Genomic DNA, 24,811 nt, shown 5'->3' with positions numbered 1-24,811 from the left:
AAGCTGGGAAAATGGCGGATTATACATTCTACACCAATCCGATGAGCCGCGGGCAGATCGTCCGCTGGGCACTGCACGAAGCGGGTGCGGATTACGAACAGCAGATCGTCGAATATGGCCCGACGGAGGGCAAGCCCGCGGCGTTCATTGCGGCCAACCCGATGGGCAAGGTTCCCACTCTGGTCCACCATCACGGCGATCACGATCATGTCGTGACCGAGGCTGCCGCGATTTGCCACTACCTTGCAGAAATGCACCCCGATACCGGCCTACTTCCCGAAGCACATGAAAAAGCGCGATATTTCCGCTATCTGTTCTTTGCCGCCGGGCCGGTAGAGCAGGCCATCATCGCCAATTCGATGGGCTGGTCGGTCGATCCGCAAAAGGAAGGCTCGCTGGGCTTTGGCAGCTACGAACGCATGGTCGACGCGTTCGAAGCCATGCTGACCGGGCGCGCTTACGTGTGCGGCGATCACTTCACGATGGCGGACGTCTATGTCGGCAGCCAAGTCGACTGGGGCCTTGCATTTGGCACCCTGCCGCAGCGCGATGCCTTCGCCGCCTATGCCGAACGGTTGCGAACGCGCGAGGCGTATATTGCCGCCAAGAAAATCGACAACGACCTGATCGCACAGCGGGAGGGCGCCGATGCCTGAGGTACGCAAGGCGAGTGTATTTCTATGGTTCGACAGCGAGGCGGAGGACGCGGCGCGGTTTTATGCCGAAACATTCCCCGACAGCCGGATCGACAATCTCGTGCGCCCCGTAAACGCCGTGCCCGGCACCAAGGCCGGCGAGGTCCAGATCGTCGAGATGACCTTGCTCGGCATACCCTACGCGCTGCTCAATGCGGGGCCGCACACCGTCCCCAACGATGCCTATTCGCTGCAGGTCTATACCGAGGACCAGGCAGAGACCGACCGCTACTGGGATGCGATTGTCGGCAATGGCGGCGAGGAAATCATGTGCGGCTGGTGCAAGGACAAATGGGGCTATCGCTGGCAGATCACGCCCCGCGCCTTGATGGCGTCACTGACCGATCCCGATCCCGCAGCGTCGAAGCGCGCGCAGAAAGCGATGCTGACGATGAAGAAGATCGACATCGCCGCGATCGAAGCCGCCAAACGCGGAGATTGATATGGCACGCAAGATTACCGGTTCGCTGTTCGTTTCTCTCGACGGGGTGATCCAGGCACCCGGCGGGCCAACCGAAGACCCCACCAACGGGTTCGACGAAGGTGGTTGGCTGTTCAAGCTTCCGGACGACGGCGTGAACCAGACCTTGGGCGAGTTGTTCGGCGGCGCATACGATCTGCTGCTTGGCCGCCGGACCTACGATATCTTTGCCGCTTATTGGCCGTATGTCGAAGGCCCCGAGGCAGCGCTTGGCAAGGCGTTTTCCCACGCCAACAAATATGTGCTCACCGGTAACAACGCCCCGCTGCCGTGGGAGAACAGCCACCGCCTGACGGATTGGGAGGAGGTGGCCAAGCTAAAGGAGAGCGAGGGCCCGGACCTGATCGTGCAAGGTTCGGGATCGATCTACCCTGGCCTGCTGGACGCCGGTTTGCTCGATCGACTGATCCTCATAACCTATCCAGTAATCCTGGGCCGCGGCAAACGCTGGTTCGGGGCGGAAACGCCGGCTCGCAAGCTGGACATGATCGACCACTACGTCACCGACAAAGGGACGATCATTGCCAGCTTTGCCCCGGGTGGCGATTTGCCGGCATACCCTGCCGACGCGCTCACACCGAGCACCAGCGACCGCGAAGCGGAACGGCAAGCTCGGATTGCCCACGGCACCTGGTAGGCTGGTCAGGCGATCGCGCGTGATCTGCGCAGCATCTGATAGGCTTCGACCACGCGGTTGAGCCGCGTTTCGTGCTGGCGGTCTCCGCCGTTGCGGTCGGGGTGGTAACGGCGCACGAGTTCGGAATAGCGGCGACGCAGGCCGCGCCGGTCGACGTCGAGCCCCAGCCCCATGGTTTCGAGCGCCTCGGCTTCCTCGCGGCTGAAGCGGCCGTCCATCGCCATTTCGGCTTCGCGGCGCGCGCGGCTCTTGATCCCGCTGGCGCGCGCGGAAATCGCGTCGAGCGGGTCGGTGAAATCGGCCCAGCGCGGCATGCCGTCCACCCCGGCGGTGGGGCGAAAGCTCGGGCTTTCGGTGCGCCAGCCCGCACCCGGCGCCTGCGCGGCGAAGATTTCCTCGGCGCTCATGCCCTCGAACCAGTCATAGCCGGCATTGAATTCGCGCACATGGTCGAGACACAGCCAGCGCCATTCGGCGGGCCCGTCGAAACCGTGGCCCTGCCCGCTGGGCGCACGAAATTCGCCCGGCTCGTCGCAGGTGGGATGGGCGCAGACCCGGCCCGAGCCTGCATGTTGTCCGTGAAACTTTGTCTGGCGCATTCGTTCTAGGATGGGGAGCGAAGTGCGCTAAGGAAACCCCCAAAGAGGAGATTCGAACCCGTGTCAGGACCCGTCCAGCAGGAAATGGAACGCCTTTTGAGCCAGGCATTCAGCCCGACCCGGCTCGAAGTGATCAATGACAGCGCCAAGCACGCCGGCCATTCGGGCGACGACGGCAGCGGCGAATCGCATTTCACCGTGGTGATCGAAGCCGCCGCCTTCGCCGACCAGAGCCGCCTCGAACGCCAGCGCATGGTGAACCGCGCGCTGGGCGATATCCCCGGCGAGCGCGTCCATGCGCTGGCCATCCAGGCTTCGGCCCCGACCAGCTAGGAGGTTCGCGAAGATGAGCCAGATCGACCAAGTCCTTGTCCCGACTACGCACGATCTCGGCCAGTTTACGGTCCGCCGCGTGCTGCCCGCACGCCAGCGCAGCATGGTCGGGCCATTCATCTTCGTCGACCAGTTCGGCCCCGCACAGCTCGATCTTGGCGCGGGCATGGACGTCCGCCCGCACCCGCACATCAATCTCGCCACGGTGACCTGGCTGTTCGAAGGCGCGATCGACCACCGCGACAGCCTCGGCACGTTTTCGACCATCCGGCCCGGACAGGTCAATCTGATGACCGCCGGGCGCGGCATCGTCCATTCGGAACGCAGGGGCGGACCCAAGCTGTACGGCATGCAGACCTGGCTGGCGCTGCCCGACGGGCGCGAGGAAATCGATCCCGCCTTCGAAGCGATTACCGAACTGCCGGTGATCGAGGACGGGCGCGCCACGGCCATCGTCATAATGGGCGAACTGTGGGGCGAATGCGCGCCGACGACCACTCACGCCGCGACGATCTATGCCGAGATCGTGCTGGGCGCGGGCGGCGCGATCCCGCTCGAAGACGATGCCGACGAACGCGCGGTCATGCTGGTCGGCGGCGACGCGAGCGTCGATGGCCATGCGCTGAAGGAATTCGAGCTCGCCGTGCTCCAGCCGGGGCGCGACATGACGCTGGCGAGCACAGGCGGTGCGCGAGTGATGCTGATGGGCGGCGAGGCGTTCACCACCCCTCGCCATGCGTGGTGGAATTTTGTCAGTTCGAGCCGCGAGCGTATCGAGCAGGCGAAGCAGGACTGGCGCCAGGACCGCTTTCCAAAAGTACCGGGTGACGAGGATGAGCGCATCCCGCTGCCCGAAGGCGCGCCGAAGACCGTAACCTATCCTTGAGGGGGGAGAATAATGAGTTTCGAAGGCAAGACCGCCTGGATCACGGGCGCGAGCAGCGGCATTGGTGCGGCGCTCGCGCGTGAATGGGCGGCACGCGGCGCGCGGATCATCCTGTCGGGCCGCGACGCGGCGCGGCTGACGCAGGTCGCCGGCGGTATCGAGGGCGAAACGCTGATCCTGCCCTTCGACGTGCGCGACGAGGCCGCGATGACAGCCGCAACGCAGCAGGCGATCGACTGGCGCGGCGGGGTGGACACCTTTGTCGCCAATGCGGGTATTTCGCAGCGCAGTGCGGCGGTCGATACCGACATGGCGGTATACCGCGAGATCATCGATATCGACCTCACCGCGCAGATTGCCGCGACACAGGCGCTGCTGCCCCATCTGGTCGCGCGGCAGAGCGGCACGCTCTTGTTCATCAGTTCGATCGCCGGAAAGGTCGGCGTGCCGATGCGCACCGCCTATTGCGCGGCCAAGTTCGGGCTCATCGGTTATGCTGACGCGCTTCGGGCCGAGCTGTCGCAGCAGGGCGTTTCGGTTCATGTCGTGTGCCCGGGCTCGGTCGCCACCGATGTCAGCCGCAACGCGCTGACCGCCGACGGCAGCAAGCGCGGGCACAGCGACAAGGTGATCGACAACGGCATTGCCCCGAATGAGGCCGCCAAACGGATCGTCGACGCGGTAGAGGCCAACCAGCGCGAGATCATCGTCGCCGAAGGCGTGGAAGAGGCGATGGGCGAACTGCGCCGGACACCCGATCAACTGCTCGACCAGGTCGCGGGCATGGTCGCGGCCGGATATATGGACAAGATGAAGGCGGACAGTTGAGCATGCCGCTGCAGCAGAAGCGCGTGGTGCTGGCGAACGGCATCGAACTCGATGTGGCGGACGAAGGCCCGCGCGATGCGCCCGTGCTGATCTTCCTGCACGGCTTTCCCGAAAGCCACCGCACCTGGCGCAACCAGATCCCGCATTTCTCCGACCGTTTTCGCTGCATCGCGCCCGACCAGCGCGGCTATCGCGGCTCGTCCAAGCCGCAGGAGGTCGAGGCCTATACGCCCGACAAGCTGGTGGGCGATGTGTTCCTGCTCGCCGATGCGCTGGGCGTTGACCGGTTCACCATCGTCGGTCACGACTGGGGCGGCGCGATCGCCTGGGGCGTGGCCTATGGCGGCATGGCGAACGGCCGCGTCACGCGCGCGATCATTGCCAATGCGCCGCATCCGGTGCTGTTTCCCAAGCTGCTCTACACCAATCGCCAGCAGCGCGAGGCGAGCCAGTATTTTACCGAATTCCGCGATCCCGCGAATGATGCGCTGGTGCGCGAACATGGCCTTGCCCCGCTGCTGATGAAAGCCTTCGAAGGCCAGGTCATGAGCAGGATCGAGGAAGATGAAGCCGCAGCAATGCTGAAGGACTGGTCCGATCCCGATGCCGCGTTCGGAATGCTGAACTATTACCGCGCCAGCCCGATGGAGGTGCTGCCGCTCGATGCGCCCTACGAGCTTCCGGAAAACTACCAGCCCTACCCGCTGCCGAAACTGACGCTGCCGACTCTGGTGATCTGGGCGATGGCCGACGAGGCCTTGCCGCCGGCAAATCTCAAGGGGCTGGACGAAGTGATTGCGGACCCGGAAGTCGTGCAAGTCCCCGATTGCGGGCATTTCGTTCAGTGGGAAGCACCCACTGCCTTCAACGCGGCGATCGACGCGTTTCTCGAACGCACCGCCTGATCAGCCAGCCCATTCGATCCAAGCGCCGTGCGGATGCGCGGTGGCTAGCTGATGCCAGCTGTCCCCGCCCGGCCAGTAGCGCACCGTCAATTCGTGCCGGTGGGTATCGCGGTTGGCCTCGAGACTGACCCAGGCAAGCGGCGTGGTTTCGCCCGCGCTCTTGCCGGCCGCTTCCATCAGGGCGACGATCCGCTCGCGCTCGTCGGCGGGGATATATTGCCAGACCACCGAATGCATCAACACCCGCGTGGTCCCTTCGGGCTGCGGCTCGCCAAGCCGGTCCTCGAGAAAATCGGCCGCGTTCATCCGTTCGATCTCGGGCGGGTAGGTGTTCGCGGCTTCGACCGCGGCATCCATGCGCGCGAAACGCTCGGTAAACTCGGGCCAGATGTAGGCCTTCAGGCGCAAGGCTTGCGCCGGGTCGGTGAGGTCGACAGGGGCGACATCGCACCCTCGCGCGCCGACAATATCGAAGCTGCGCGCAGGCGGCGCCTCCCCGCGCCATTCGGGCATCAGTTTCATGCGCGAGGTCTTCGGCCCGACCGCCACCCCGCCCAATTCGTAGCGATAACGCCGCATCATCAGATTGATCCCTGCGCTCGATCCAATCTCGAGCAGGTCGAGATCCGCAGGCAGACCGCGATCCACCAGCCACAGGAAAGCCGCGGCGAAATTGGCCGACCGCCCGGCCTCATTGGTCTGCGGCGGTCCGTCGAGCCAGGGCATGAGATAGGGTTCGTGCCGCTCGATCGCATCGGCGATCAGTTCGGCGGCATGGGTCGGGCCCAGCCCTTCGTAGATCGGGGCCAGCGCGGGTTCCTCGCCCCCAAGGTGCAACGCATGCAGCCCGCCCGCGATACGCAGGGGCAGCGCATCTGCCAGCGCGGGTCCGGCCCAGCGCCGCACACGGCGCATCACCGCGCCGCCGCGTTCGGTGTCGAGCAATTGATAAAGCGCCTCGCAGACCAGCGCGGTAATCGGCGCCCCGCTGTCGCGGCAATAGGCAACCTGGTTTTCGAACGCCCGCGCCACTGCCTCGGGGCCGATGGCCCCCGGTTCGGTTACGCGATACTGAGCCTTGTCGATCGCCATTGCCCTTTACACCCCCGCTGCCTATCTGCGCTTCCCATGAATGATCGCCTGACTTTCGCCGTTCCCAAGGGCCGCATCCTCGATGAGGCGCTGCCGGTCATGGCGCGTGCCGGCGTCGTGCCGGAAGACGGCTTCCACGACAAGGCCAACCGCTCGCTGACATTTGCCACCACGCGCGCAGACATGCACCTCATCCGCGTGCGCGCTTTCGACGTGGCGACCTTCGTGGCGCATGGCGCGGCGCAGCTGGGCATCGTCGGATCGGACGTGATCGAGGAATTCGATTATGCCGATCTCTACGCGCCCGTCGATCTCGACATCGGCCATTGTCACCTGTCGGTGGCCGAACCCAGGGAAGGCGGCGCCAGTGTCGATGGCGCGAGCCACCTACGCGTCGCGACCAAATACCCCAACCTCACCCGCCGCCATTTCGAGCGGCAGGGCATCCAGGCCGAGTGCGTCAAGCTCAACGGGGCGATGGAAATCGCCCCTGCGCTGGGCCTCGCCGGACGGATCGTGGATCTCGTTTCGACGGGCACCACCCTGCGCGAGAACGGCCTGGTCGAAACCAGCCGCATCCTCGATATTTCCGCGCGCCTGATCGTCAACCGGGCGGCGCTGAAAACCGATCCGCGGGTCGCCGCGCTGGTCGAGGGCTTTCGCGCCGATGCAGCGAAGCGCGAGGCCGCCTGATGCGATGGTTACGAACTTCGGCTGAGGGCTTCGAGAACGCCTTTGCGCGCATCGTGCGCAACCGGCGCGAAAGCGACACGCAGGTCGGGCGCGATGTCGCGAACATGATCAATGAAGTGCGCGAGCGCGGCGATGATGCGCTGGTCGATTACACCGCGCGCTTCGACCATCACCGGCTGAGCGAAGACACCGACTGGCGGATCGACGCTGCCGATTGCCACGCCGCCTATGACGCGCTCGACCCCGAGCTGCGCGATGCGCTCGAACTCGCGGCCAGCCGCATCCGCGCCTATCACGAAGGGCAATTGCCCGAAGATCGCGACTATACCGACGATATCGGCATGCGGCTGGGCGCCCGCTGGAATGCCGTCGATGCTGCCGGGCTCTATGTTCCTGGCGGACGCGCGGCCTATCCCTCCTCGCTGCTGATGAATGCGATCCCCGCCAAGGTCGCGGGCGTCGAACGGCTGGTGGTCACCACCCCGACGCCCAAGGGCGAGGTCAATCAACTGGTGCTCGCCGCCGCGCATATCGCGGGGGTGGACGAGATCTGGCGGGTCGGCGGTGCGCAAGCCGTGGCCGCGCTCGCCTATGGCACCGAGCGGATCGGCAAGGTCGATGTCATTGCCGGACCGGGCAATGCCTGGGTCGCCGAAGCCAAGCGCCAGCTGTATGGCGTGGTCGGGATCGACATGGTCGCCGGGCCCAGCGAGATCCTCGTCATCGCCGATGGCAATAACAATCCCGACTGGATCGCCGCCGACCTGCTCAGCCAGGCCGAACACGACCCGACCAGCCAGTCGATCCTGATCACCGACAGCGAGCCGCTGGCGCGCCAGGTCGAAGATGCGATCGATGTCGCACTGATGAGGCTGTCGACCGCCAAGACCGCCAAGACCAGCTGGGATGGTCACGGGCTGATCATGATTGTCGACAGCCTCGATGAAGCCCCCGCCCTGTCGGACCGGCTAGCGGCGGAGCATGTCGAGCTGATGGTCGACGAGCCGCAGGCGCTGTTCGACCGGTTGCGCCATGCCGGCAGCGTCTTCCTCGGCCGGCACACGCCCGAAGCGGTCGGCGATTATATCGCCGGTCCCAACCACGTCCTTCCCACTGGCCGCCGCGCCCGTTTTGCGAGCGGACTGTCGGTGCTCGATTTCATGAAGCGCACCAGCTTTATCGATGCTTCCCACGCCGCGCTTGCCGCCATCGGCCCCGCAGCGGTGAAGCTGGCCGAAGCCGAAGGCCTTCCCGCGCACGCCCTATCGATTTCCACGAGACTGAAATGAGCCAGAACCCCAAATCCCAGGCCCGCAGCGCCGCCCGCCTCGGCGCTGTCCAGGCGCTTTACCAGCAGCATATGGAGGGCACCAAGCTTGCCCGCCTGCTCGACGAATTCCACCAGCATCGCCTCGGCCGCGTGATCGAGGACGAGGAATATGCCGATGCCGACACCGACTTCTTCGACGATATCGTCGGTGGGGTGGATGCGCGGCGCGAAGAAATCGACGAGCGTCTGACCGCGCGTCTGGCGCAGGGATGGACGCTGGCACGGCTCGACAAGACCATGCTGCAGATCCTGCGCGCAGGCACCTATGAACTGATCGCCCGGCCCGATGTGCCCAAGGCGAGTTCGATCAGCGAATATGTCGATGTCGCCAAGGCGTTCTTCGACGATCGCGAGGCGAAATTCGTCAACGGCATTCTCGATGCGGTCGCCAAAGAGGCGGGGCGCTGAACGAAAGCGCGTTCATCGCCGCGCTGAAGGCGCTGGCCGACACGCCCGCCGCGCGCGGCCTCGACGATGACGCCGCGATTATCGAAATCGGCGGCGAACAGCTCGTCCTGACGCACGATACGCTGGTCCAGGGCGTCCATGTCCGCGAGGACGAGGACCCGGCCGATATCGCGTGGAAGCTGGTGGCGGTGAACCTGTCCGATCTTGCCGCCAAGGGCGCCGCCCCCGTCGGGGTGCTGGTATCGCATATGCTGGGCGACGCCGACGAAGGCTTCGTCGCGGGCCTGCGCGAGGTGCTCGAGACCTATGCCACCCCGCTGTTGGGCGGGGACACGGTGCGCGCCGATGGACGCCGTGTGTGGGGCTGCACCGCAATCGGCCGGGCCACGCACACGCCCGTCCCCGACCGGCGCAGCGCGCGTGCAGGCGACGCGATCTTCGTCACCGGCACGCTTGGCCGGGCAATGCTGGGAATGGTCGATCGCGGGTCTGGCAGCGCCGACGACCTTGCTTATCGCCGCCCCCGTCCGCTACTGGCCGAAGGGCGCGCCCTGGCACCGCATGTCGGCGCGATGATGGACATCTCGGACGGTCTGCTGCTCGACAGCTGGCGCATGGCGAAAGCGAGCGATGTCAGGTTCCACCTCGATCGCGGCGCGATCCCCGTCGCCGACCCCGAACGCGCGGACGAATGCATGCGCTGGGGCGACGATTACCAATTGCTGTTCACCGCGTCGCCCGACGCCGATTTGCCCGTCCCCGCAACGCGTATCGGGACGGTTGCCGAGGGTCCGGCCCGGCTCGCGCTGGACGGGGCCATCCTCACGCCCGAAGACGGTCTCGGCTACCGCCACTGATCGGTTGCGCCGCACGCAGCTGGCAGGTTCCGATTGCTGCGCATTTCGGCCTTGTCACGCAACCCGCGCCGCTTATACCTCTCGAGACGTGCTCCGGCGTTTCCCACGCCGGGGCGCATAAATATAAAAATCAAACGGGAGGGGGAAATTTCGTGGACCTAGTTCTCATAGCAATTCTGCTGGGACTGCTGGCCGTCGTGTACGGCTTCGTCACCAGCCGCCAGGTGCTTGGCGCAGGCGCCGGCAACGAGCGAATGCAGGAAATCGCCAGCGCAATCCAGGAAGGCGCGCAGGCCTATCTCAAACGGCAGTACACCACCATCGCGCTCGTCGGCGTGGTCGTGGCGGTGCTGGTATTCGTGTTCCTCGGCACCGTGCCGACGATCGGCTTTGTCATCGGGGCGATCCTGTCGGGTCTCGCGGGCTTCATCGGGATGAACATCTCGGTGCGGGCCAACGTCCGCACGGCCGCCGCCGCGCAAAGCGGCTTGCAGCAGGGCCTGACCCTCGCCTTTCGCGCAGGTGCAATCACCGGCATGCTGGTGGCCGGCCTCGCGCTGCTCGCGATCGCGGTGTTCTTCTGGTATCTCACCGGACCCGGCGGGCATGCACCCAACAGCCGTGAAGTCATCGACGGCCTCATCGGCCTCGCCTTCGGGGCCTCGCTGATCTCGATCTTCGCGCGTCTTGGCGGCGGGATTTTCACCAAGGCCGCCGATGTCGGTGCCGACCTCGTCGGCAAGGTCGAGGCGGGCATCCCCGAAGACGATCCGCGCAACCCTGCGGTCATCGCCGACAATGTCGGTGACAATGTCGGCGACTGTGCGGGCATGGCTGCCGATCTGTTCGAAACCTATGTCGTCACCGTGGGTGCCACGATGGTCCTCACCGCGCTGCTTTTCGGCGACGCGCTGGGCGACCTGCTCATGCCGATGATGGCCCTGCCGCTGCTGATCGGCGGTGCATGTATCGTCACCAGCATCATCGGGACCTATTTCGTGAAGCTCGGCAAAGGCAGTACGAACGTGATGGGCGCGATGTACAAGGGCTTCATCATCACCGCCGTGCTGGCGGTACCGCTGATCTGGCTGGTCATGGACCAGGCACTTGGCGGGATGACTACCGAAATCGGCGGCGCACCCGCCGGGATCGACCCGGGCGCCCCGCTGGCGGAAGAAGGTATGGCCGAACAGGTCCGCACCTTCACCGGCTGGGACCTGTTCTGGAGTTCGGTCGTCGGTCTGGCCATCACCGGCCTGATCATCTGGATCACCGAATACTACACCGGCACCAATTTCCGCCCGGTGAAGTCGATCGCCAAGGCTTCGGAGACGGGTCATGGCACCAATGTGATCCAGGGTCTGGCAATCAGCCTTGAATCGACCGCGCTGCCGACGCTGGTGATCGTCGCCGGCATCATCGCCTCCTTCCAGCTCGCCGGGCTGATGGGGATCGCCTATGCGGCCACCGCCATGTTGGCCCTGGCAGGCATGGTCGTGGCACTCGATGCCTATGGTCCGGTGACCGACAATGCCGGCGGAATTGCCGAAATGGCCGGTCTCGACGACAGCGTGCGCGAAAAGACCGATCTGCTCGACGCAGTGGGCAATACCACCAAGGCGGTGACCAAGGGCTACGCGATCGGTTCGGCAGGTCTGGGCGCACTGGTGCTGTTCGCGGCCTATACGACCGACCTCGCGGAGTTCTTCCCCGATGCGGACGTCGATTTCAGCCTCGAGAACCCTTACGTGATCGTTGGCCTGCTGCTCGGCGCGCTGCTCCCGTACCTGTTCGGTGCGATGGGCATGACCGCGGTGGGCCGCGCCGCTGGCGACGTGGTCAAGGATGTGCGCGACCAGTTCGCGGGCGACCCGGGGATCATGGCGGGCACCAGCAAGCCCGACTACGCCCGCACGGTGGATCTCGTCACCAAGGCCGCGATCAAGGAAATGATCGTGCCCTCGCTGCTGCCGGTGCTGGCGCCGATCGTGGTTTATTATGCGATCTACTTCCTCGCCGGGCAGGAGAACGCCTTCGCCGCTGTCGGGGCCCTGCTCCTCGGCGTGATTATCGGCGGGATCTTCGTCGCGCTCTCGATGACCGCCGGTGGCGGCGCATGGGACAATGCGAAGAAATATATCGAGGACGGCCATCACGGCGGCAAGGGCAGCGAAGCCCACAAGGCCGCAGTGACCGGCGATACCGTGGGCGATCCCTACAAGGACACGGCTGGTCCGGCGGTGAACCCGATGATCAAGATCACCAATATTGTCGCCCTGTTGCTGCTGGCAGCACTTGCGGCGGGCTGATCTCCGACCCAACCAAGTCGAGGGGCGGCGGCATCACCAGGTGCCGCCGCCCTTCCCTTTTAGCGCCATCCTTTTCAGCGCGTTAACCGAGTTTAAGCGCCTTGCCCCCTAAGCTTTCGCCCCAAAGGAGGGCCGAGTGACGCATATTGACGATCTTGCGACCGGTGCATGGTCCGATCGCGCTCGGGAGCTTCCCGCAGATGCAGCCCTCACCGAAGGATTCTCGGTCCTGCCGTGGACGGGGGTTGTCGGCAGCAGCTTTGCCGAACATTGGCGCCGTCTTGCGCAACATTGCGCCACGCCGAACCCCTTTGCCGAAGAATGGTTTTTGGCGCATTCGCTGCGCCACTTCGATCCTGGTGGAAGCATATTCCTCGCCTGCCATGTATCCGATGGCGAACTGGTCGGGCTGATGCCGCTGATGCGCGACAGGGACTATCACGGGCAGCCTGTGCCGCACCTTGCCAATTGGGTACACGCCAATGCGTTCTGCGGCGAACCGCTCGTCAAGGAAGGCTATTCGCGGCCGTTCTGGGAATATTTGCTCGATTGGTGCGATAGCCATGCGGGCACCAGCGTTTTCCTGCATCTGACCCACATCCCGGCCGACGGCGCCAGCTACACCGCATTACAGGACATTTCCGCCACCACTGGCCGCAAGCTGAGCGTCGTCCATAGCCTGCAACGTGCCGTGTTGCGATCCGGACCGGCGCCCCAGGAACATCTCAGGTCTGCGCTCGACAGAAAAAGGCGCAAGGAACTGCAGCGCAAGCGCCGCCGCCTTGAAGAATCGGGGCATTTCGTCTTCTCGCGCCAGACTGACGAAACCGGCGTCGATCGCTGGATCGACGAGTTTCTCGCGCTCGAACGTGCCGGCTGGAAGGGGGAACAGGGCTCCGCCATGGCTAGCGCGCCCGCGACCGAAGCGCTGTTTCGCGCCAGCCTGACCGAAGCGGCCAAGCTGGGCAAACTGGAACGGCTCGCCTTCCATCTCGGCGGGCGCCCGGTGGCCATGCTGACCAGCTTCGTCACCCCCCTCACGCTTTCGGCTTCAAGACGGCGTATGACGAGAGCCTCTCGAAACTTTCACCCGGAATGCTGTTGCAGGTCGAAAACCTCGCCATTCTGGAATGCAAGAGTGTTACGCTGTCGGACAGTTGCGCAGCACCGGACCACCCGATGATAGGACAGATTTGGCCTGACCGCCGCGAAATCGCGATGCTCACCATCCCCATCGGCGGACGTCTCCGCCGCGGGATCGGGGCCGCGCTGACGGCGATCGAACTCTACCGCACGGGGAAAAGGCAGTGACCAAACACGATCCCGCCCTCTCCGCAGCAGCGATCCGCGTGTTCCCGCACCAGTCCGTGGCCGCCTTTGCTCGCGGCTATCCGGAAACGCCGCATGTCCTGCGCCACCGGCTGGATGCCGACGCGCGCCTGTCGCTGGACCGGCTTGCGCAATTGGGCGAGGACCTGCCCGCCGCATCGGTCGAGTACAATCGCGGCGATCTGCCGATCGGGATCGACGGCAAGCCCGGTTCCAACGGCATGACCATCGGCGAAACGATCCGGCATATTGCCACCAGCAACAGCTGGGCAGTGCTCAAGAATATCGAGCAGGTCCCGGCCTACGAAGCCCTGCTGATGGCGCTGCTCGAAGAACTGCGACCGTCGATCGAGGCCGCCACCGGCAAAATGCTGACGCCGCAGGGGTTCATTTTCACTTCCAGCCCGAACGCGGTGACGCCCTATCACTTCGACCCCGAGCACAATATCCTGCTGCAGGTGAAGGGCACGAAGGTGATGACGCAGTTCCCCGCAGGCGACACGCGTTACGCACCCGATACGGTCCATGAAAGCTATCACTTGGGCGGACCGCGCGAATTGCCGTGGGACGAGAGCTTGCGGTCCGGCGGTCTGGCCATCGCCCTCGAGCCGGGCGAAGCCGTATACGTCCCGGTGATGGCCCCGCATTTCGTCAACAACGGTTCGGAACCCTCGCTCTCGCTTTCGATCACCTGGCGCAGCGAATGGAGCTATGCCGAGGCTGGCGCGCGGTGCTTCAACGGCCTGGTACGCAAGCTCGGCATCACCCCCGCGCCGCCCCGGCGCTGGCCTGCCCGGAACACTGCCAAATCCCTTGCCTACCGCGCGTGGCGCAAAGCCTTCGGGACCCCGGGATAGGCTGTCGATGGAGCGGATGGGGTCCGGCGATCGGCGCATTCACGACAGCGCGCTATTCGACGCTCTGGCCGAGCAGGGCCCGGCGCGCCGCAGTTTCCTGCGCGCTGCATGGTTCGACGCTGCCACGCCCGCGCCCGATCGCTTCGTCCTCGCCGACAGGCACGGTGCGCCGCTTGCCGGACTGGCACTGAACGAACGCCGCAAGGGCCCCCTCACCCTGCGCGAAGTGGCTGGCGGATACTGGCCGTTCCGCGGCGTGCCTCTGGCCCGCGATGTACAGGTGGTGCCGCTCGCACAAGCGCTGGGCGATCATCGCGAGCGGCTGGGCCGAATCTGGCGGCTGGGGCCCGTGGAAGCCGGCGACCCGTCACTCGAAATGCTGAGCGCCGCCGCCCGGATGGCCGGTTGGCACATGCTGTCGCGCCCGCTCGGGCGGGTCTTCGAACTGGATCTCGCGGCGCTTGGTGCGCAGGGCGATTGGCCCTCGGCGAAGACCAAGCGCAAGAACCGGTGGCGCAAGCGCAGGCTCGAGGAAGAAAACGGACCGCTGCGCGTGGAGTTCTTCACCGGGACCGACTGGACCCCCGCCCAGCGCGACGCGATGGCGCAGGTCGAGGCGGCAAGCTGGCTCGGCCAGCTCGACCATGGCGGCGATACCAAGTTCCGCAACCCCGCAATGCGCGGCTATTGGGAGGCGCTCTGCGCGGACCCGCAGCTGGCCGCCATGCTGTTCGGCAGCCTGATGTGGCTCGGCGATACTCCGGCGGCCTTCACCTTCGGGGTGCAGGCGGGGGATGTCCGCTATTACATTGCCAACAATTACGACCAGCGCTTCACCCAGTTCGGGCCCGGACGCGTCTTGCTGTATGACGACTTCGCCCGCGCGGCCGAACACGGCATCACGCGCATCAGCTGGGGCCTGGGGGACGCGGGATACAAGAGCGAAATGGGCGCGCAGCCGGGGCCCGAAATGGTCGATCTGCTGTTCGTGCGCGGCGCGCTGCTGTCCCGGCTGCTGTCCCCGTGGTGGGAGCGTGCCGCATGACCCGCTCGCAATGGTTCATCCTTTCCAGCGCAATCCTCTGGCTTGGCTTCCTGGTCGGCATGGCCGCTTATGAGCAAAGCGTATTCGACTGGCATTTCGCCCGCGAGGAAATGCCGGTGCATGATGGCTGGCATTGGACGCGCAGGCTGGTAACCGCCGGCTTGAGCTTCCTGCTCGTCGCGGCGCTGGCCGGGGCGCGCATACACAGCGAACGGATAGGCGGCGGCGCATTGATGCTGGCCTGGTCGGTCACGCTGCTTTCGGTCGCTGGCGAGGCCCTGCTCGGGATAAGCCCTGCGGCCTTTGCCCGCGTCGGCGCAGAGGATAGCGCGATCGAATGGCTGTCCGCCCTGCTGCTGTTCGGTGCCGCTGGATTGATGGCGCTGCGTTTGCAAACAGTGCTGCGCCTTACCCCGGCGCATGGTCCCCGCTGGATCCCGGTAGTGATCGCTGCGGGCTTCACCGCGCTGTTCGCGCTGATGGCCCTGGAAGAGGTCAGCTGGTTCCAGCGTCAGATCGGCTTCGACACGCCCGAAGCGGTCGCCGCGCGCAACTGGCAGGGCGAATTCAACCTGCACAATTTCCACACCGACATCACCGAACTGGCGCTATATTCGGGCACCGGCATCTTCCTCATGCTGCTTCCCCTGCTGCGCGAAAGCGAAGTGGCGCGCTGGCCCCTGGTGCGCGTGCTGGCGCCCTTCCTGCCCGACCGCACGGTGGCCGCGGTCTCCGCGCCAATGCTGGTCTTCACTTACAGCCACTGGACGCTCCTGCCGGTGCAGGCGGCGTTCTGGATCGGTCTTGGCGTCTGCATCGCTTTTGCGCGCAGCAGCATCACGCGGCATGGCACGGTGCTATGGAGCACGCTGGCGGTATGGGTCGCAGCCGGCCAGTTGTTCATGCTCGCCTTCGGACATACCATGGTGATGATCTTCGACAGCTCCGAATATCGCGAGCTTTTCATCAGCATCGGGCTGGTAGTCTACGCTTTCCGACAATCGCGCGCCCGTGACGCTTGACGCAAACGTAAAGCACCCGCAAACCGCTGGGCGTGAGCATTGAAAAGACACCAGAAGAGCTCGTCGCAGCCTTTATCCGCCTGCTGACCGTTTCCCGCGATGCCGAGGACGCCTTTAGCGGCCTCAAGCAGCCTGACGGAGTGGGCCGCGTATTTGGCGGGCAGGTCATCGCGCAGGCGCTGCAGGCGGCGCAGGCGACCGCGCCGGAAGGCCTCGAGGCACATTCGCTCCACGCCTATTTCCTGCGCGGCGGCAAGGAAGGTGTCGATATCGCCTACAACACCGCGCGCGACTTCGACGGGCGCAGCTTCGCCAACCGCCGGGTGGTCGCCAGCCAGCCGGACGATAGCGGCGCGCCGCGACCGATTCTCAACCTTACCGCCAGCTTCCAGCGGCCCGAGGACGGGCTGGCGCATGACGATGTGACCATGCCCGATGTCGCGCCGCCCGAAGAGCTGAAGAGCGATATGGAGATGCGCCACAAGATGGTTGAGCGTGCGGGTGACCGTATGACCGAGCAGCAACGCAATCTCGTCCTGCGCCCCCGCCCGATCGACATGCGCACGGTCGACCGGCTGCACTGGATGAACAGCGAACCGCGCGAACCGCGCGCGCACAGCTGGTTTCGAACGGTCGCCCCGCTGCCCCCGATCGAACAGAACGCAGCGCTGCACCGCGCGGTGATCGCCTATGCCAGCGATTACACGCTGCTGGGCACCAGCGCGCTTCCGCACGGCCTGTCGTGGATGCGCGGCGAACTGGTCGGCGCCAGCCTCGACCATGCGATCTGGTTCCATCGCCCTGCACGCGCGGATGAATGGCTGCTCTATGCCACCGACGCCCCGTGGAGCGGTGGCGGCCGCGGATTCAACCGCGGCCGCATTTTCAACCGCCAGGGCGAACTGGTCGCCAGCGTCGCGCAGGAAGGCATGATGCGCAAACGGGTACAGAAGGACGCCTAGGCGCCCTACTCCGCCGCCAGCGCCTCCTCGATCGCGCCCAGCGGGACCAGCTTGAAGTTCTGCGCCTTGCCGTCGTTGATCCCGTCCTGCGCGATGAACAGGCCGCCGGGGAAGTTCGGACCGAAATCGCCGCGCATGGCTTCGATCCCGTCGGTTTCCTCGGTGCTGCCGAAGCGGCCCTCGGCGATCCGGAACCGTCCTGCCGGGGTCATGTCGGGCAGCGCGTAGCGCATGTAGGTGTTGTCACCCTGGCTCGAGGCATAGAGCCAGCCGCCAGAACTGCCCTCGGGCACGAGGGCCAGCCCCTCAAGATCGGCGACGAGCTTGCGCCCATCGACCGCGGCAACCAGCTCGCCCGTGACCGTGCCGGGGGCGAACCGCCAGACGCCGCCCGCTTCCTCGCCGATGTAGAGCATGCCGCTACGATGATCGACCGCGCAGCCCTCGGGCTGCGAGGGGACCTGCATGGTGCGCAGTTCGCGCGCGCGGGGAGTATCGCCCAGGGCGATTTCCCACTCGCCGATCCGCCCGCTCTTGGGCGCGGTGTAGACCACCAGCTTGTCATCGCGGCGTGTGCCGCAGATGCCGTAGGCTTCGCTCGGACCCGTGGCCAGGCGGGCCAGTTCGGTGAGCGCGCCCTTCGCCGTGTCGAGACGGTAAAGCACGATCCTGGCGCTGGCGAGATCGCTGCGATCGCTGGCGAAGACGATCACGCCCGTCTCGCCCATGTCGACGAGGTCGACATTGTTGAGCGCGGGATGCTCGCTGAAGCTCTTCACCTTGCCGTCGAGGCCATAGACATACAGCCCCGCCTTCTTGTCGGTCGCGACGATCAGGCTGTCGGCGGGCGATGCCGCATTGCGCCAGATCGCCGGATCGTCGGCGGCGTCCTCGTTGGTGGTGACCACCGGCACGGTCTCCGCCACTGCGAAGACCGGCACGGCGGGATCGCCGACGGCCGGGATCGTCGCGCAGGCGGCGGCGATCCCGAGGCTGGCAAGTGCGAAAATCTGGAATTCACCGCGCATCAGAACGTCACCCTCAAGCCACCCTTCATGGTCCAGTTGTATTCCTCGTATTGGTAGAGGTTACGCTGGCTGCCGAAGGTGTTGTAAGCGAAATATTTCGCGTTGTTGATGTTCACCCATTCGTAGAACACCTGCACGTTGTCGGTGACCCGCAGCTTGGCCGACAGGTCGAGCTGGAAGTGGTCGTCGACATAGCGGTCGAGATCCGCCGTATCGGCGAGCTCGTCGAGATATTTGTCGCGATAGGTGCCCGACAGGCGGATATCGATGGGCCCCTTGTCGTAACCGACCGAGAAGTTGGCGGTATGCTTGGCAGTGGCGGGCAGCGCAATCGAGCGCGGCCCTTCGCTGGCCAGCGTGGTGACCGTACCCTCGGCATCGGTGTAGGTGTAGTTCGCCTGCACCACGACGCCGTCGAGCGCGCCGGTGAACGCCTGCGCAAAGCCCAGCTCGATACCGAAGATGTCGGCCTCGTCGCCATTGCGGGCGATGGTCGCCTCGTCGAATGCGAGGCCACGGAAACTGCCCGCGACATCGGTGTTCACATCGACAATGAAATTGTCGAGGCTCTTGTAGAAGACCGAAGCGAACAGCGCGCCGTTCGAGCTCATGTAATATTCGACCGCCGCATCGAAGTTCCATGCCTCGGTCGGCAGCAGCGCGGGATTGCCGAACTCGCCTTCGCGCTCGCCGTCATCGGCTTCCTCGACTGCGAAGTGCGGTGCCTGCTGGAACGGCGTGGGACGCACGATCGAGCGAAAAAAGCCCGCGCGCAGGACGAGGTCGGTCTGCGCTTCATACCGCACATTGAGGCTCGGCAGCCAGTGGTCGTAGCTCTTGTCGATCGAAATGGGCGAAACGAGTACGGTATCGTCACCCGCGATCGAGCCATCCGGCAGCGTTCCGTCTTCCTCGACCAGCAGGACATTGTTGCCTGCCAGCGTGTTGTCGGTGTGCTCGTACCGCAGGCCATAGACCACGCGCAGGTCCGCGCTTTCCCAGCGGCCGAGCAGATAGCCGGCCATGATGTCCTCAGCGACCGCGAAATCCTCGACCGCGCTGTCATAGGCGCTGTCGGCTTCCTGCAATTCGAAATTGCCGAAGTTCGCGCGGAAGAAGTCCGAACCGGCAGTGAAGCCGGCAACCGGCGAGATATCGGCCAGGCGATAGGTCTGGCCTTCACCCAGCGCGTCGGTCAGCGTCATCGCGTCGTTTTCGTAGAATGCGACATCCGCGTCATAGGTCTTGTCGCGCCAGCGGCCCTTGAACCCGACCTGCACGGTGAATTCGCCATTGTCGGCGGCAAAGCGGCGGCCGATATCGAATTTCGCCGACCATTCCTCGTCCTGCGAATCGGAGAGCGTGACGAATTCCACGTCGTTGAGTTCGAATGCTCCGGGATTGCGGAAGTCGCCGCTCGGGTCGGTGGCGGTATAGAGCGGGATGCGCGGATCGCTGAAGTCCAGCCCCACGCCAAAGCCTTCTTCCTCATATTCGCGTTCGAACGAGATCGGATCGAGGCTGCCGTTTTCGAGCTCGCTCGATTTTGCCCAGCTGGCCGAGTAATTGGCGAACCATGCACCCCAGTCGCTTTCGCCGCCGAAGACGAGCGAGCGGATCTTCTGACTTTCGAAGCGGTCCTTGATGTCGCGTTCGACGGTGATCGCAGCGTCCTCGTCCGGATCGGGGTCGGTATCGCTGTAGTTGACCGTGCTGCCCGAACCCGAGACGATCGCGTCGCCGAGATCGAAGATCAGGCGGCGGCGGCTCTCCTGGTCGTCGAACTGGCTGTACACGCCGCGAACATACAGCTCGGTGCTGTCGCCCGCGCGGACATCGAAGCCCAGCGTCGCGCTGATACGCTCGCGCTCGACATCATAGTCGCGATATTCGAGGTCCTCGGCATAGATGACGCCATCGTCCTCTTCCCAGCCATCGGCCTCGATATTGTCGGTTTCGAAGGTGCGCTTGTAATAGCTGACGCCGCCCGAAATGCCGAAATTGTCGCCCACGCGACTGGCGAAATCGAGGCTTCCCTTGGGACTGATCTGGTCGGCGTAATCGTTATAGCTGCCTTCGATCTTGGCGGTCAGCAGGCGCTTCTTGCGGTCGAAGGCGCTGGTCGTCTCGATCTCGACCGAGGCGCCGATCGTATCGGCGTCCATATCGGGAGTGAGCGACTTCTTCACTTCGATCGATTCGATGATGTCGGAGGAGATCACGTCGAGCGCGACCGAGCGCACATCGGCTTCGGGCGACGGCAGGCGCACGCCGTTGAGCGAGGAGGACACGAGGTCGGGTGCAAGCCCGCGCACCGAAACGAAGCGGCCTTCGCCCTGGTCATTGAGGACATTGACACCGGGCAGGCGGCGCAGGCTTTCGGCGACGTTCTGATCGGGGAACTGGCCGATCGCATCGCGCGTCAGCACATCGGAGACACCGTCGGCTTCCTTCTTGCGCGACAGCGCGCTCGACAGGTTCGCCGCCTGGCCGATGACGAGGATCTCGTTATCGCCGAAGCCGGACATCGCGATGTCCGCGCGCACCGCGCCGGTGGCGGGAACGCTGACCATGCGGGTGACGGTTTCGGCACCGACATAGCTGATTTCCAGCGTGTATTCACCCGCGGGGACATCGGCGAAGAGGAAGGAGCCATCGCGCTCGGACGTCGCCACGCGGTCGAGCTCGACGATGCGGATCTGCGCGCTGCGCAAAGCGATGGTATCGCTGGCATCGGACACGGTGCCGACGACTTCGCCGGCATGCGCAATGGCGGGAAGCGACAGCGCCGCAATCGCGGCTCCGGCGAACAGCGTGGTTCTGATTTTCATGAATTGCCCTCCAGGTAAGATGAAGGCGCAATATGAGCGCTGGTTGACCGGATCATTGCCGGACGAAGAAATCTGCAAGACAATCGAGCGGTTTGTGACCCGCAACTGTAACATCCGGACCGGCCGCCGGATCGACGTTTGCGAGCACTGATTTCGCACCTGCAAAATATCGCAAGCCAAACCGCCTCGAATACGCTATAGGCGGTCCCGAGCGTGCAGGTGCCAAACCCGCCGACGCACCCCTTATTCGCGCCAGCCGGGCGCATTGCTACACCTCCCCCTCCTCCTCGCGTCGCATTCCGCGATGCCTCCGTTCTATCGAGTCCTATGTCTTTCGAAACTCTCCCGCCGGTTCTCGGCGAAGCGCTTGCCGCCCGCGGCTATGAAGCCCCCACCCCGGTCCAGGCCGCCGTCATCGCTCCCGATGCGGCCGGCCGCGACCTGATCGTCTCCGCGCAGACCGGCAGCGGCAAGACCGTTGCCTTCGGTCTCGCGCTGGCACCCGAACTGCTTGGCGAAACCGGCAGCATGCCGCTGTCCGAAAAGCCGCTGGTGCTGGCCATCGCGCCCACCCGCGAGCTCGCGCTGCAGGTCAGCCGCGAGCTTGGCTGGCTTTATGCCGGTGCGGGCCTGCGCATTGCCACCTGCGTTGGCGGGATGGATGCGAGCAAGGAACGCCGCGCGCTGCGCGGTGGGCCCGCGATCGTCGTCGGCACGCCCGGACGCCTGCGCGACCACCTTGAACGCGGCGCGCTCGACCTCTCGGGACTGGTCGGCGTGGTGCTCGACGAGGCCGACGAGATGCTCGACATGGGCTTCCGCGAAGATCTCGAGGAAATCCTCGACGCGACTCCCGATACGCGCCGCACGCTGCTGTTCTCCGCCACCATGCCGCGCCCGATCGAACGGCTGGCCGAACGCTACCAGCGTAATGCACTGCGCCTGTCGCTTGCCGGCGAGACACGCGGTCATGGCGACATCACCTATCAGGGGATCACCGTCGGCCCGTCCGAAATCGAGAACGCAGTGGTCAACATGCTGCGCTTCCACGAAGCCGAAACCGCGATCTGTTTCTGCGCCACGCGCGAAAGCGTGCGCCGCCTCCACTCCACGCTGCAGAACCGCGGCTTCGGCGTTGTCGCGCTTTCGGGCGAGCATTCGCAGTCCGAGCGCAACCAGGCGCTACAGGCGCTGCGCGACCGACGCGCCCGCGTCTGCGTGGCGACCGATGTCGCCGCGCGCGGGATCGACCTGCCCACGCTCAGCCTGGTGATCCATGTCGAGATCCCGCGCGATGCCGAAACGCTCCAGCACCGCTCGGGCCGCACCGGACGCGCAGGCAAGAAGGGCACCGCTGCGATCATCGTGCCCTACAATCGCCGCCGCCGGGTCGAAGGCATGCTCCGCGGGGCCCGCATCGAGGCCCAGTGGATGGACGCCCCCACCCCCGAGGCGATCCGCAAGAAGGACCACACGCGCCTCATCGAGAAGCTCACCGAACCGCGCGAGATCGACGAGTCCGATCGCGAGACGGCCGCCGAGCTAATGGCGCGCATGACGCCCGAGGACATCGCCGCCGCGCTGGTCCAGGCACACCGGGCGAAGATGCCCGAGCCCGAGGAGCTGATCGCCAACACCCCCGAAGCGCATGAGAAGGCCAAGGCCGAGCGCCACCGTCCCGGCTTCGAGGACGTGACCTGGTTCCGCATCGACATCGGCCGACGCCAGAACGCCGAGCCGCGCTGGATCCTGCCGCTGATCTGCCGCCGCGGCCACATCACCCGCAACGAGATCGGCGCGATCCGCATCGGCCAGACCGAAAGCTGGTTCCAGGTGCCGCGCGCGGTGGCGGGCAAGTTCGCCGATGCCGTGCAGCGCACTGCCTCGCCCGAGGACGAGCAGGATGCGATCGCGATCGAGGAGGCCCCCGAGGGCCCGCGTATCGAAGCGCGCGAGAACCGCCGCAAGCACGGCGGCGGTGGCGGCGCGGGCAAGATCCACGCGCGTCCCGCGGGCAAGGGTCCCGGCGGTCCGGGTGGTCCCGGCAAGGGCCCCGGTGGCAAGCCGCCGTTCAAGCGCGGCAAGCCCGGCGGCGGCAAACCCGGTGGCGGCAAGCCCTTCGCGGGCAAGCCCAAGTTCAAGCCCAAGGGCAAGCCGGGCGGTCCGCGCAAGGACTGATCCGGCCCCCGGCCCAGCGTCAATGCGTCAGCAAGAGCGGGATGCGCACTCCGGTGAGCATCCTGCGCGTCACGCCGCCGAACACGCGTTCGGTCAGGCGCGTATGGCCATAGGCGCCCATGACGAGCAGCCCCGCTTTGCGCGTGGCGGCCTCGGCCTGCAACGCGGCGGCCACGCCCTCCTCATGCGGCGCGACCTCGATCATCTCGCAGGAGATGCCGTGGCGCGAGAGGTAGTCCGCCCCCGCAACCGGCGGCAGGTCGGGCTCCTTCGCCGCTTTCGCCGGTTTCCCGGCTTCCTTGACCGTTGCGAGATAGACCGCGCTCGACAGCCGGAGCAACGGCACCGCCGCTTTGAGCGCGTGCGAGGCTTCGGCCGATCCGTCCCACGCGACCAGCGCGGGCGCTTCGGGGTCGATCCGCGTGCAGGTCTCGGGCAGCACCAGCACCGGGCAGGACGCCGATAGCGCCAGTTCGCCCGCGGTGAAGGACGGCGTATCCGGGCCTGCTGACTGATCGCGCGCGCTCACCACCACCAGATCGTTCAGCGCGGATTCGCGCAGCAGCGCCAGCGCCGCCGGCCCGCCCGCATCGACCCAGTTCCACGGCACGTCCTCATTGGCGAGATCGGCCAGCGTCGCCTCGCGCAGCCGCGCCGCCTCCTCGCGCCAGATCGGTACCATCGCGGCAAAGGCGGCGCCCTGGAAATCGAGCACGCCCACCGCTTCATAGGGGATCGCGTGCAGCAGCGTGAGATGCGCATCGAACCGCCGCGCCAGACCAAGCACGGCATCGAGCCGTCCGGGAAAGGCGTCGTCCCCGGCGGCGTTGAACAGGATCGTCTTCATGGCTCGTCTCCCAGTTTGCAGGATGGCCAACGGGCCGATTCCCCGCGTGATGCGGCCAGTATAGCAGCTATCCGGCGCGGCTCCTTGATCGAGATCAAACCGCGCGCTGGCATGGACCGCGAACCGCGCGCCCCAAAAGCGTGACCTTCATCGCGCATCATGCCCGCCCCGCGGCCGTGCGCGTGCGCGAGAGCAGCGCGAGAAGTGCGGTTTCGTCGGGCTTGCGGACCACGCCGACATAGCGCCCGCCGCGCAGCATGACCTGCCACAGCCCGGTCGCAACCCGCCATTCGAGCTCGGGGATCGTGAACCTTCCGGTGTGCCTCTCGCGCCGCGCGTGCAGCCGCCAGCGCCGCCTCGAGCCGCACCCGCCCGGCCTCCGAACGCGGCCGCGCGAGCGCCACGTCCCACGCCGCCGCAAAGCCTTGCGCCCCGGGCCGCGCGCGCAGGCGATAGGCGGTCTCGCGCGCCATCGAAACGCCGCGCGCCGCCGCCGCGACCGAACGCGTCGCGGCAAGGTGCCCGATGAACTCCGCCTGCCGCACGGGCGTCCACCCATCGGCGCGATGACGCAGCGGGACGGCATGGAACGGCGGGATGGTGATGGAGGGCGTGCGCGGTTTTGCGATGGGCGGCGGGTAGTGCTTCATCCGCGAGAG

Annotated in this window: 26 protein-coding genes; 20 read left to right on the top strand and 6 right to left on the bottom strand. The window is 65.7% G+C overall.

What is annotated here, in order from left to right:
- Positions 1-11 precede the first annotated feature (11 nt).
- The 3 genes from VWN43_RS03875 to VWN43_RS03865 are packed head-to-tail and all read left to right on the top strand — an operon-like array spanning position 12 to position 1,813.
- Positions 12-656, top strand: coding sequence for a glutathione S-transferase family protein (locus VWN43_RS03875; RefSeq protein WP_320180587.1), 645 nt, complete (start codon positions 12-14; stop codon positions 654-656).
- Complete coding sequence (locus tag VWN43_RS03870) at positions 649-1,137, top strand: VOC family protein (RefSeq protein WP_320180588.1); 489 nt, start codon at positions 649-651, stop codon at positions 1,135-1,137. The genes VWN43_RS03875 and VWN43_RS03870 overlap by 8 nt, the downstream gene beginning before the upstream one ends.
- Before the next feature lies 1 nt (position 1,138).
- On the top strand, positions 1,139-1,813 hold the full coding sequence (locus VWN43_RS03865; RefSeq protein WP_320180589.1) for a dihydrofolate reductase family protein: 675 nt from the start codon (positions 1,139-1,141) through the stop codon (positions 1,811-1,813).
- A gap of 5 nt (positions 1,814-1,818) precedes the next feature.
- Here VWN43_RS03865 and VWN43_RS03860 read toward each other — a convergent pair whose 3' ends face one another.
- On the bottom strand, positions 1,819-2,412 hold the full coding sequence (locus VWN43_RS03860) for a J domain-containing protein (RefSeq protein WP_320180590.1): 594 nt from the start codon (positions 2,410-2,412) through the stop codon (positions 1,819-1,821).
- A gap of 60 nt (positions 2,413-2,472) precedes the next feature.
- Between VWN43_RS03860 and VWN43_RS03855 the strand changes: the two genes are divergently transcribed.
- Genes VWN43_RS03855 through VWN43_RS03840 form a run of 4 tightly spaced genes read left to right on the top strand, consistent with a single transcriptional unit; the run spans position 2,473 to position 5,364 of the window.
- Complete coding sequence (locus tag VWN43_RS03855) at positions 2,473-2,745, top strand: BolA family protein (protein WP_253517439.1); 273 nt, start codon at positions 2,473-2,475, stop codon at positions 2,743-2,745.
- 13 nt (positions 2,746-2,758) lie between these two features.
- A complete protein-coding gene (locus tag VWN43_RS03850; protein WP_320180591.1) occupies positions 2,759-3,631 on the top strand; it encodes a pirin family protein in 873 nt (290 codons plus the stop codon).
- Between the two features lie 12 nt (positions 3,632-3,643).
- Complete coding sequence (locus tag VWN43_RS03845; protein WP_320180592.1) at positions 3,644-4,459, top strand: SDR family NAD(P)-dependent oxidoreductase; 816 nt, start codon at positions 3,644-3,646, stop codon at positions 4,457-4,459.
- Positions 4,460-4,461: 2 nt separating this feature from the next.
- Positions 4,462-5,364, top strand: a complete 903-nt coding sequence (locus VWN43_RS03840; protein WP_320182127.1) for an alpha/beta fold hydrolase — start codon at positions 4,462-4,464, stop codon at positions 5,362-5,364.
- On the opposite strand, the gene VWN43_RS03835 is transcribed toward VWN43_RS03840, so the two are convergent.
- Positions 5,365-6,456: a DUF2332 domain-containing protein gene (locus tag VWN43_RS03835; protein ID WP_320180593.1), complete on the bottom strand. Its 1,092-nt coding sequence runs from the start codon at positions 6,454-6,456 to the stop codon at positions 5,365-5,367.
- 36 nt (positions 6,457-6,492) lie between these two features.
- Here VWN43_RS03835 and hisG point away from each other — a divergent pair, with 36 nt between their 5' ends.
- The 11 genes from hisG (at position 6,493) to VWN43_RS03780 (ending at position 17,268) form a co-directional block, all read left to right on the top strand.
- Positions 6,493-7,149, top strand: a complete 657-nt coding sequence (gene hisG / locus VWN43_RS03830; protein ID WP_320180594.1) for an ATP phosphoribosyltransferase — start codon at positions 6,493-6,495, stop codon at positions 7,147-7,149.
- Entirely contained in the window at positions 7,149-8,438 is a 1,290-nt protein-coding gene (gene hisD / locus VWN43_RS03825) for a histidinol dehydrogenase (protein WP_320180595.1), read from the top strand. Before hisG ends, hisD begins: the two co-directional genes overlap by 1 nt.
- Positions 8,435-8,887 (top strand): transcription antitermination factor NusB, encoded by a 453-nt coding sequence (nusB, locus tag VWN43_RS03820; RefSeq protein ID WP_253517458.1) that lies wholly within the window; start codon positions 8,435-8,437, stop codon positions 8,885-8,887. The genes hisD and nusB overlap by 4 nt, the downstream gene beginning before the upstream one ends.
- Positions 8,884-9,744 (top strand): thiamine-phosphate kinase, encoded by an 861-nt coding sequence (gene thiL, locus VWN43_RS03815; protein WP_330768577.1) that lies wholly within the window; start codon positions 8,884-8,886, stop codon positions 9,742-9,744. Before nusB ends, thiL begins: the two co-directional genes overlap by 4 nt.
- Positions 9,745-9,896: 152 nt before the next feature.
- Entirely contained in the window at positions 9,897-12,053 is a 2,157-nt protein-coding gene (locus tag VWN43_RS03810; RefSeq protein ID WP_320180596.1) for a sodium-translocating pyrophosphatase, read from the top strand.
- A gap of 136 nt (positions 12,054-12,189) precedes the next feature.
- The gene (locus VWN43_RS03805) at positions 12,190-13,236 is read left to right on the top strand and encodes a GNAT family N-acetyltransferase (protein ID WP_330768150.1); all 1,047 of its coding nucleotides are present in this window, start codon (positions 12,190-12,192) and stop codon (positions 13,234-13,236) included.
- Positions 13,233-13,364 (top strand): hypothetical protein, encoded by a 132-nt coding sequence (locus tag VWN43_RS03800; RefSeq protein ID WP_330768148.1) that lies wholly within the window; start codon positions 13,233-13,235, stop codon positions 13,362-13,364. The genes VWN43_RS03805 and VWN43_RS03800 overlap by 4 nt, the downstream gene beginning before the upstream one ends.
- Positions 13,361-14,239: a cupin-like domain-containing protein gene (locus VWN43_RS03795; RefSeq protein ID WP_420493519.1), complete on the top strand. Its 879-nt coding sequence runs from the start codon at positions 13,361-13,363 to the stop codon at positions 14,237-14,239. Before VWN43_RS03800 ends, VWN43_RS03795 begins: the two co-directional genes overlap by 4 nt.
- 7 nt (positions 14,240-14,246) lie before the next feature.
- Positions 14,247-15,284 carry a GNAT family N-acetyltransferase gene (locus VWN43_RS03790; RefSeq protein WP_320180598.1) on the top strand — a complete coding sequence of 346 codons (1,038 nt, stop codon included), beginning with the start codon at positions 14,247-14,249 and terminating at the stop codon, positions 15,282-15,284.
- Entirely contained in the window at positions 15,281-16,306 is a 1,026-nt protein-coding gene (locus tag VWN43_RS03785) for a hypothetical protein (RefSeq protein WP_320180599.1), read from the top strand. Before VWN43_RS03790 ends, VWN43_RS03785 begins: the two co-directional genes overlap by 4 nt.
- Positions 16,307-16,338: 32 nt before the next feature.
- On the top strand, positions 16,339-17,268 hold the full coding sequence (locus VWN43_RS03780) for an acyl-CoA thioesterase (protein WP_253517475.1): 930 nt from the start codon (positions 16,339-16,341) through the stop codon (positions 17,266-17,268).
- Between the two features lie 5 nt (positions 17,269-17,273).
- Here the strand turns inward: VWN43_RS03780 and VWN43_RS03775 are convergent, their stop codons facing one another.
- Entirely contained in the window at positions 17,274-18,296 is a 1,023-nt protein-coding gene (locus tag VWN43_RS03775) for a phytase (RefSeq protein WP_320180600.1), read from the bottom strand.
- On the bottom strand, positions 18,296-21,127 hold the full coding sequence (locus tag VWN43_RS03770) for a TonB-dependent receptor (RefSeq protein WP_320180601.1): 2,832 nt from the start codon (positions 21,125-21,127) through the stop codon (positions 18,296-18,298). Before VWN43_RS03770 ends, VWN43_RS03775 begins: the two co-directional genes overlap by 1 nt.
- A 19-nt stretch (positions 21,128-21,146) precedes the next feature.
- Between VWN43_RS03770 and VWN43_RS03765 the strand changes: the two genes are divergently transcribed.
- Positions 21,147-21,278: a hypothetical protein gene (locus VWN43_RS03765; protein WP_320180602.1), complete on the top strand. Its 132-nt coding sequence runs from the start codon at positions 21,147-21,149 to the stop codon at positions 21,276-21,278.
- Positions 21,279-21,454: 176 nt separating this feature from the next.
- The gene (locus VWN43_RS03760; RefSeq protein WP_320180603.1) at positions 21,455-23,305 is read left to right on the top strand and encodes a DEAD/DEAH box helicase; all 1,851 of its coding nucleotides are present in this window, start codon (positions 21,455-21,457) and stop codon (positions 23,303-23,305) included.
- Positions 23,306-23,324: 19 nt separating this feature from the next.
- Here VWN43_RS03760 and VWN43_RS03755 read toward each other — a convergent pair whose 3' ends face one another.
- Both VWN43_RS03755 and VWN43_RS03750 read right to left on the bottom strand, forming a co-directional pair.
- Positions 23,325-24,152: a universal stress protein gene (locus VWN43_RS03755; protein WP_320180604.1), complete on the bottom strand. Its 828-nt coding sequence runs from the start codon at positions 24,150-24,152 to the stop codon at positions 23,325-23,327.
- A gap of 157 nt (positions 24,153-24,309) precedes the next feature.
- Positions 24,310-24,573 (bottom strand): hypothetical protein, encoded by a 264-nt coding sequence (locus VWN43_RS03750; RefSeq protein WP_320180605.1) that lies wholly within the window; start codon positions 24,571-24,573, stop codon positions 24,310-24,312.
- Positions 24,574-24,811: the final 238 nt, after the last annotated feature.

The sequence above is a fragment of the Qipengyuania sp. HL-TH1 genome, assembly GCF_036365825.1.
GTDB classification, from domain to species: Bacteria; Pseudomonadota; Alphaproteobacteria; order Sphingomonadales; family Sphingomonadaceae; genus Qipengyuania; species Qipengyuania profunda.
Note: the sequence above shows the minus strand (reverse complement) of the source record. Positions and strands in the feature narration are given on the sequence as shown.

Excerpts from the sequence above, each read along its gene's own strand:
- VWN43_RS03875 (WP_320180587.1), top strand. The coding sequence starts at position 12 with ATGGCGGATTATACATTCTACACCAATCCGATGAGCCGCGGGCAGATC.
- VWN43_RS03800 (WP_330768148.1), top strand. The coding sequence starts at position 13,233 with ATGATAGGACAGATTTGGCCTGACCGCCGCGAAATCGCGATGCTCACC.
- VWN43_RS03865 (WP_320180589.1), top strand. The coding sequence starts at position 1,139 with ATGGCACGCAAGATTACCGGTTCGCTGTTCGTTTCTCTCGACGGGGTG.
- VWN43_RS03845 (WP_320180592.1), top strand. The coding sequence starts at position 3,644 with ATGAGTTTCGAAGGCAAGACCGCCTGGATCACGGGCGCGAGCAGCGGC.
- VWN43_RS03775 (WP_320180600.1), bottom strand. The coding sequence starts at position 18,296 with ATGCGCGGTGAATTCCAGATTTTCGCACTTGCCAGCCTCGGGATCGCC.
- VWN43_RS03760 (WP_320180603.1), top strand. The coding sequence starts at position 21,455 with ATGTCTTTCGAAACTCTCCCGCCGGTTCTCGGCGAAGCGCTTGCCGCC.
- VWN43_RS03870 (WP_320180588.1), top strand. The coding sequence starts at position 649 with ATGCCTGAGGTACGCAAGGCGAGTGTATTTCTATGGTTCGACAGCGAG.
- VWN43_RS03755 (WP_320180604.1), bottom strand. The coding sequence starts at position 24,152 with ATGAAGACGATCCTGTTCAACGCCGCCGGGGACGACGCCTTTCCCGGA.
- VWN43_RS03790 (WP_320180598.1), top strand. The coding sequence starts at position 14,247 with ATGGAGCGGATGGGGTCCGGCGATCGGCGCATTCACGACAGCGCGCTA.
- hisD (WP_320180595.1), top strand. The coding sequence starts at position 7,149 with ATGCGATGGTTACGAACTTCGGCTGAGGGCTTCGAGAACGCCTTTGCG.
- hisG (WP_320180594.1), top strand. The coding sequence starts at position 6,493 with ATGAATGATCGCCTGACTTTCGCCGTTCCCAAGGGCCGCATCCTCGAT.
- VWN43_RS03835 (WP_320180593.1), bottom strand. The coding sequence starts at position 6,456 with ATGGCGATCGACAAGGCTCAGTATCGCGTAACCGAACCGGGGGCCATC.
- VWN43_RS03765 (WP_320180602.1), top strand. The coding sequence starts at position 21,147 with ATGAAGGCGCAATATGAGCGCTGGTTGACCGGATCATTGCCGGACGAA.
- VWN43_RS03785 (WP_320180599.1), top strand. The coding sequence starts at position 15,281 with ATGACCCGCTCGCAATGGTTCATCCTTTCCAGCGCAATCCTCTGGCTT.
- VWN43_RS03850 (WP_320180591.1), top strand. The coding sequence starts at position 2,759 with ATGAGCCAGATCGACCAAGTCCTTGTCCCGACTACGCACGATCTCGGC.
- VWN43_RS03860 (WP_320180590.1), bottom strand. The coding sequence starts at position 2,412 with ATGCGCCAGACAAAGTTTCACGGACAACATGCAGGCTCGGGCCGGGTC.
- VWN43_RS03840 (WP_320182127.1), top strand. The coding sequence starts at position 4,462 with ATGCCGCTGCAGCAGAAGCGCGTGGTGCTGGCGAACGGCATCGAACTC.
- nusB (WP_253517458.1), top strand. The coding sequence starts at position 8,435 with ATGAGCCAGAACCCCAAATCCCAGGCCCGCAGCGCCGCCCGCCTCGGC.
- VWN43_RS03770 (WP_320180601.1), bottom strand. The coding sequence starts at position 21,127 with ATGAAAATCAGAACCACGCTGTTCGCCGGAGCCGCGATTGCGGCGCTG.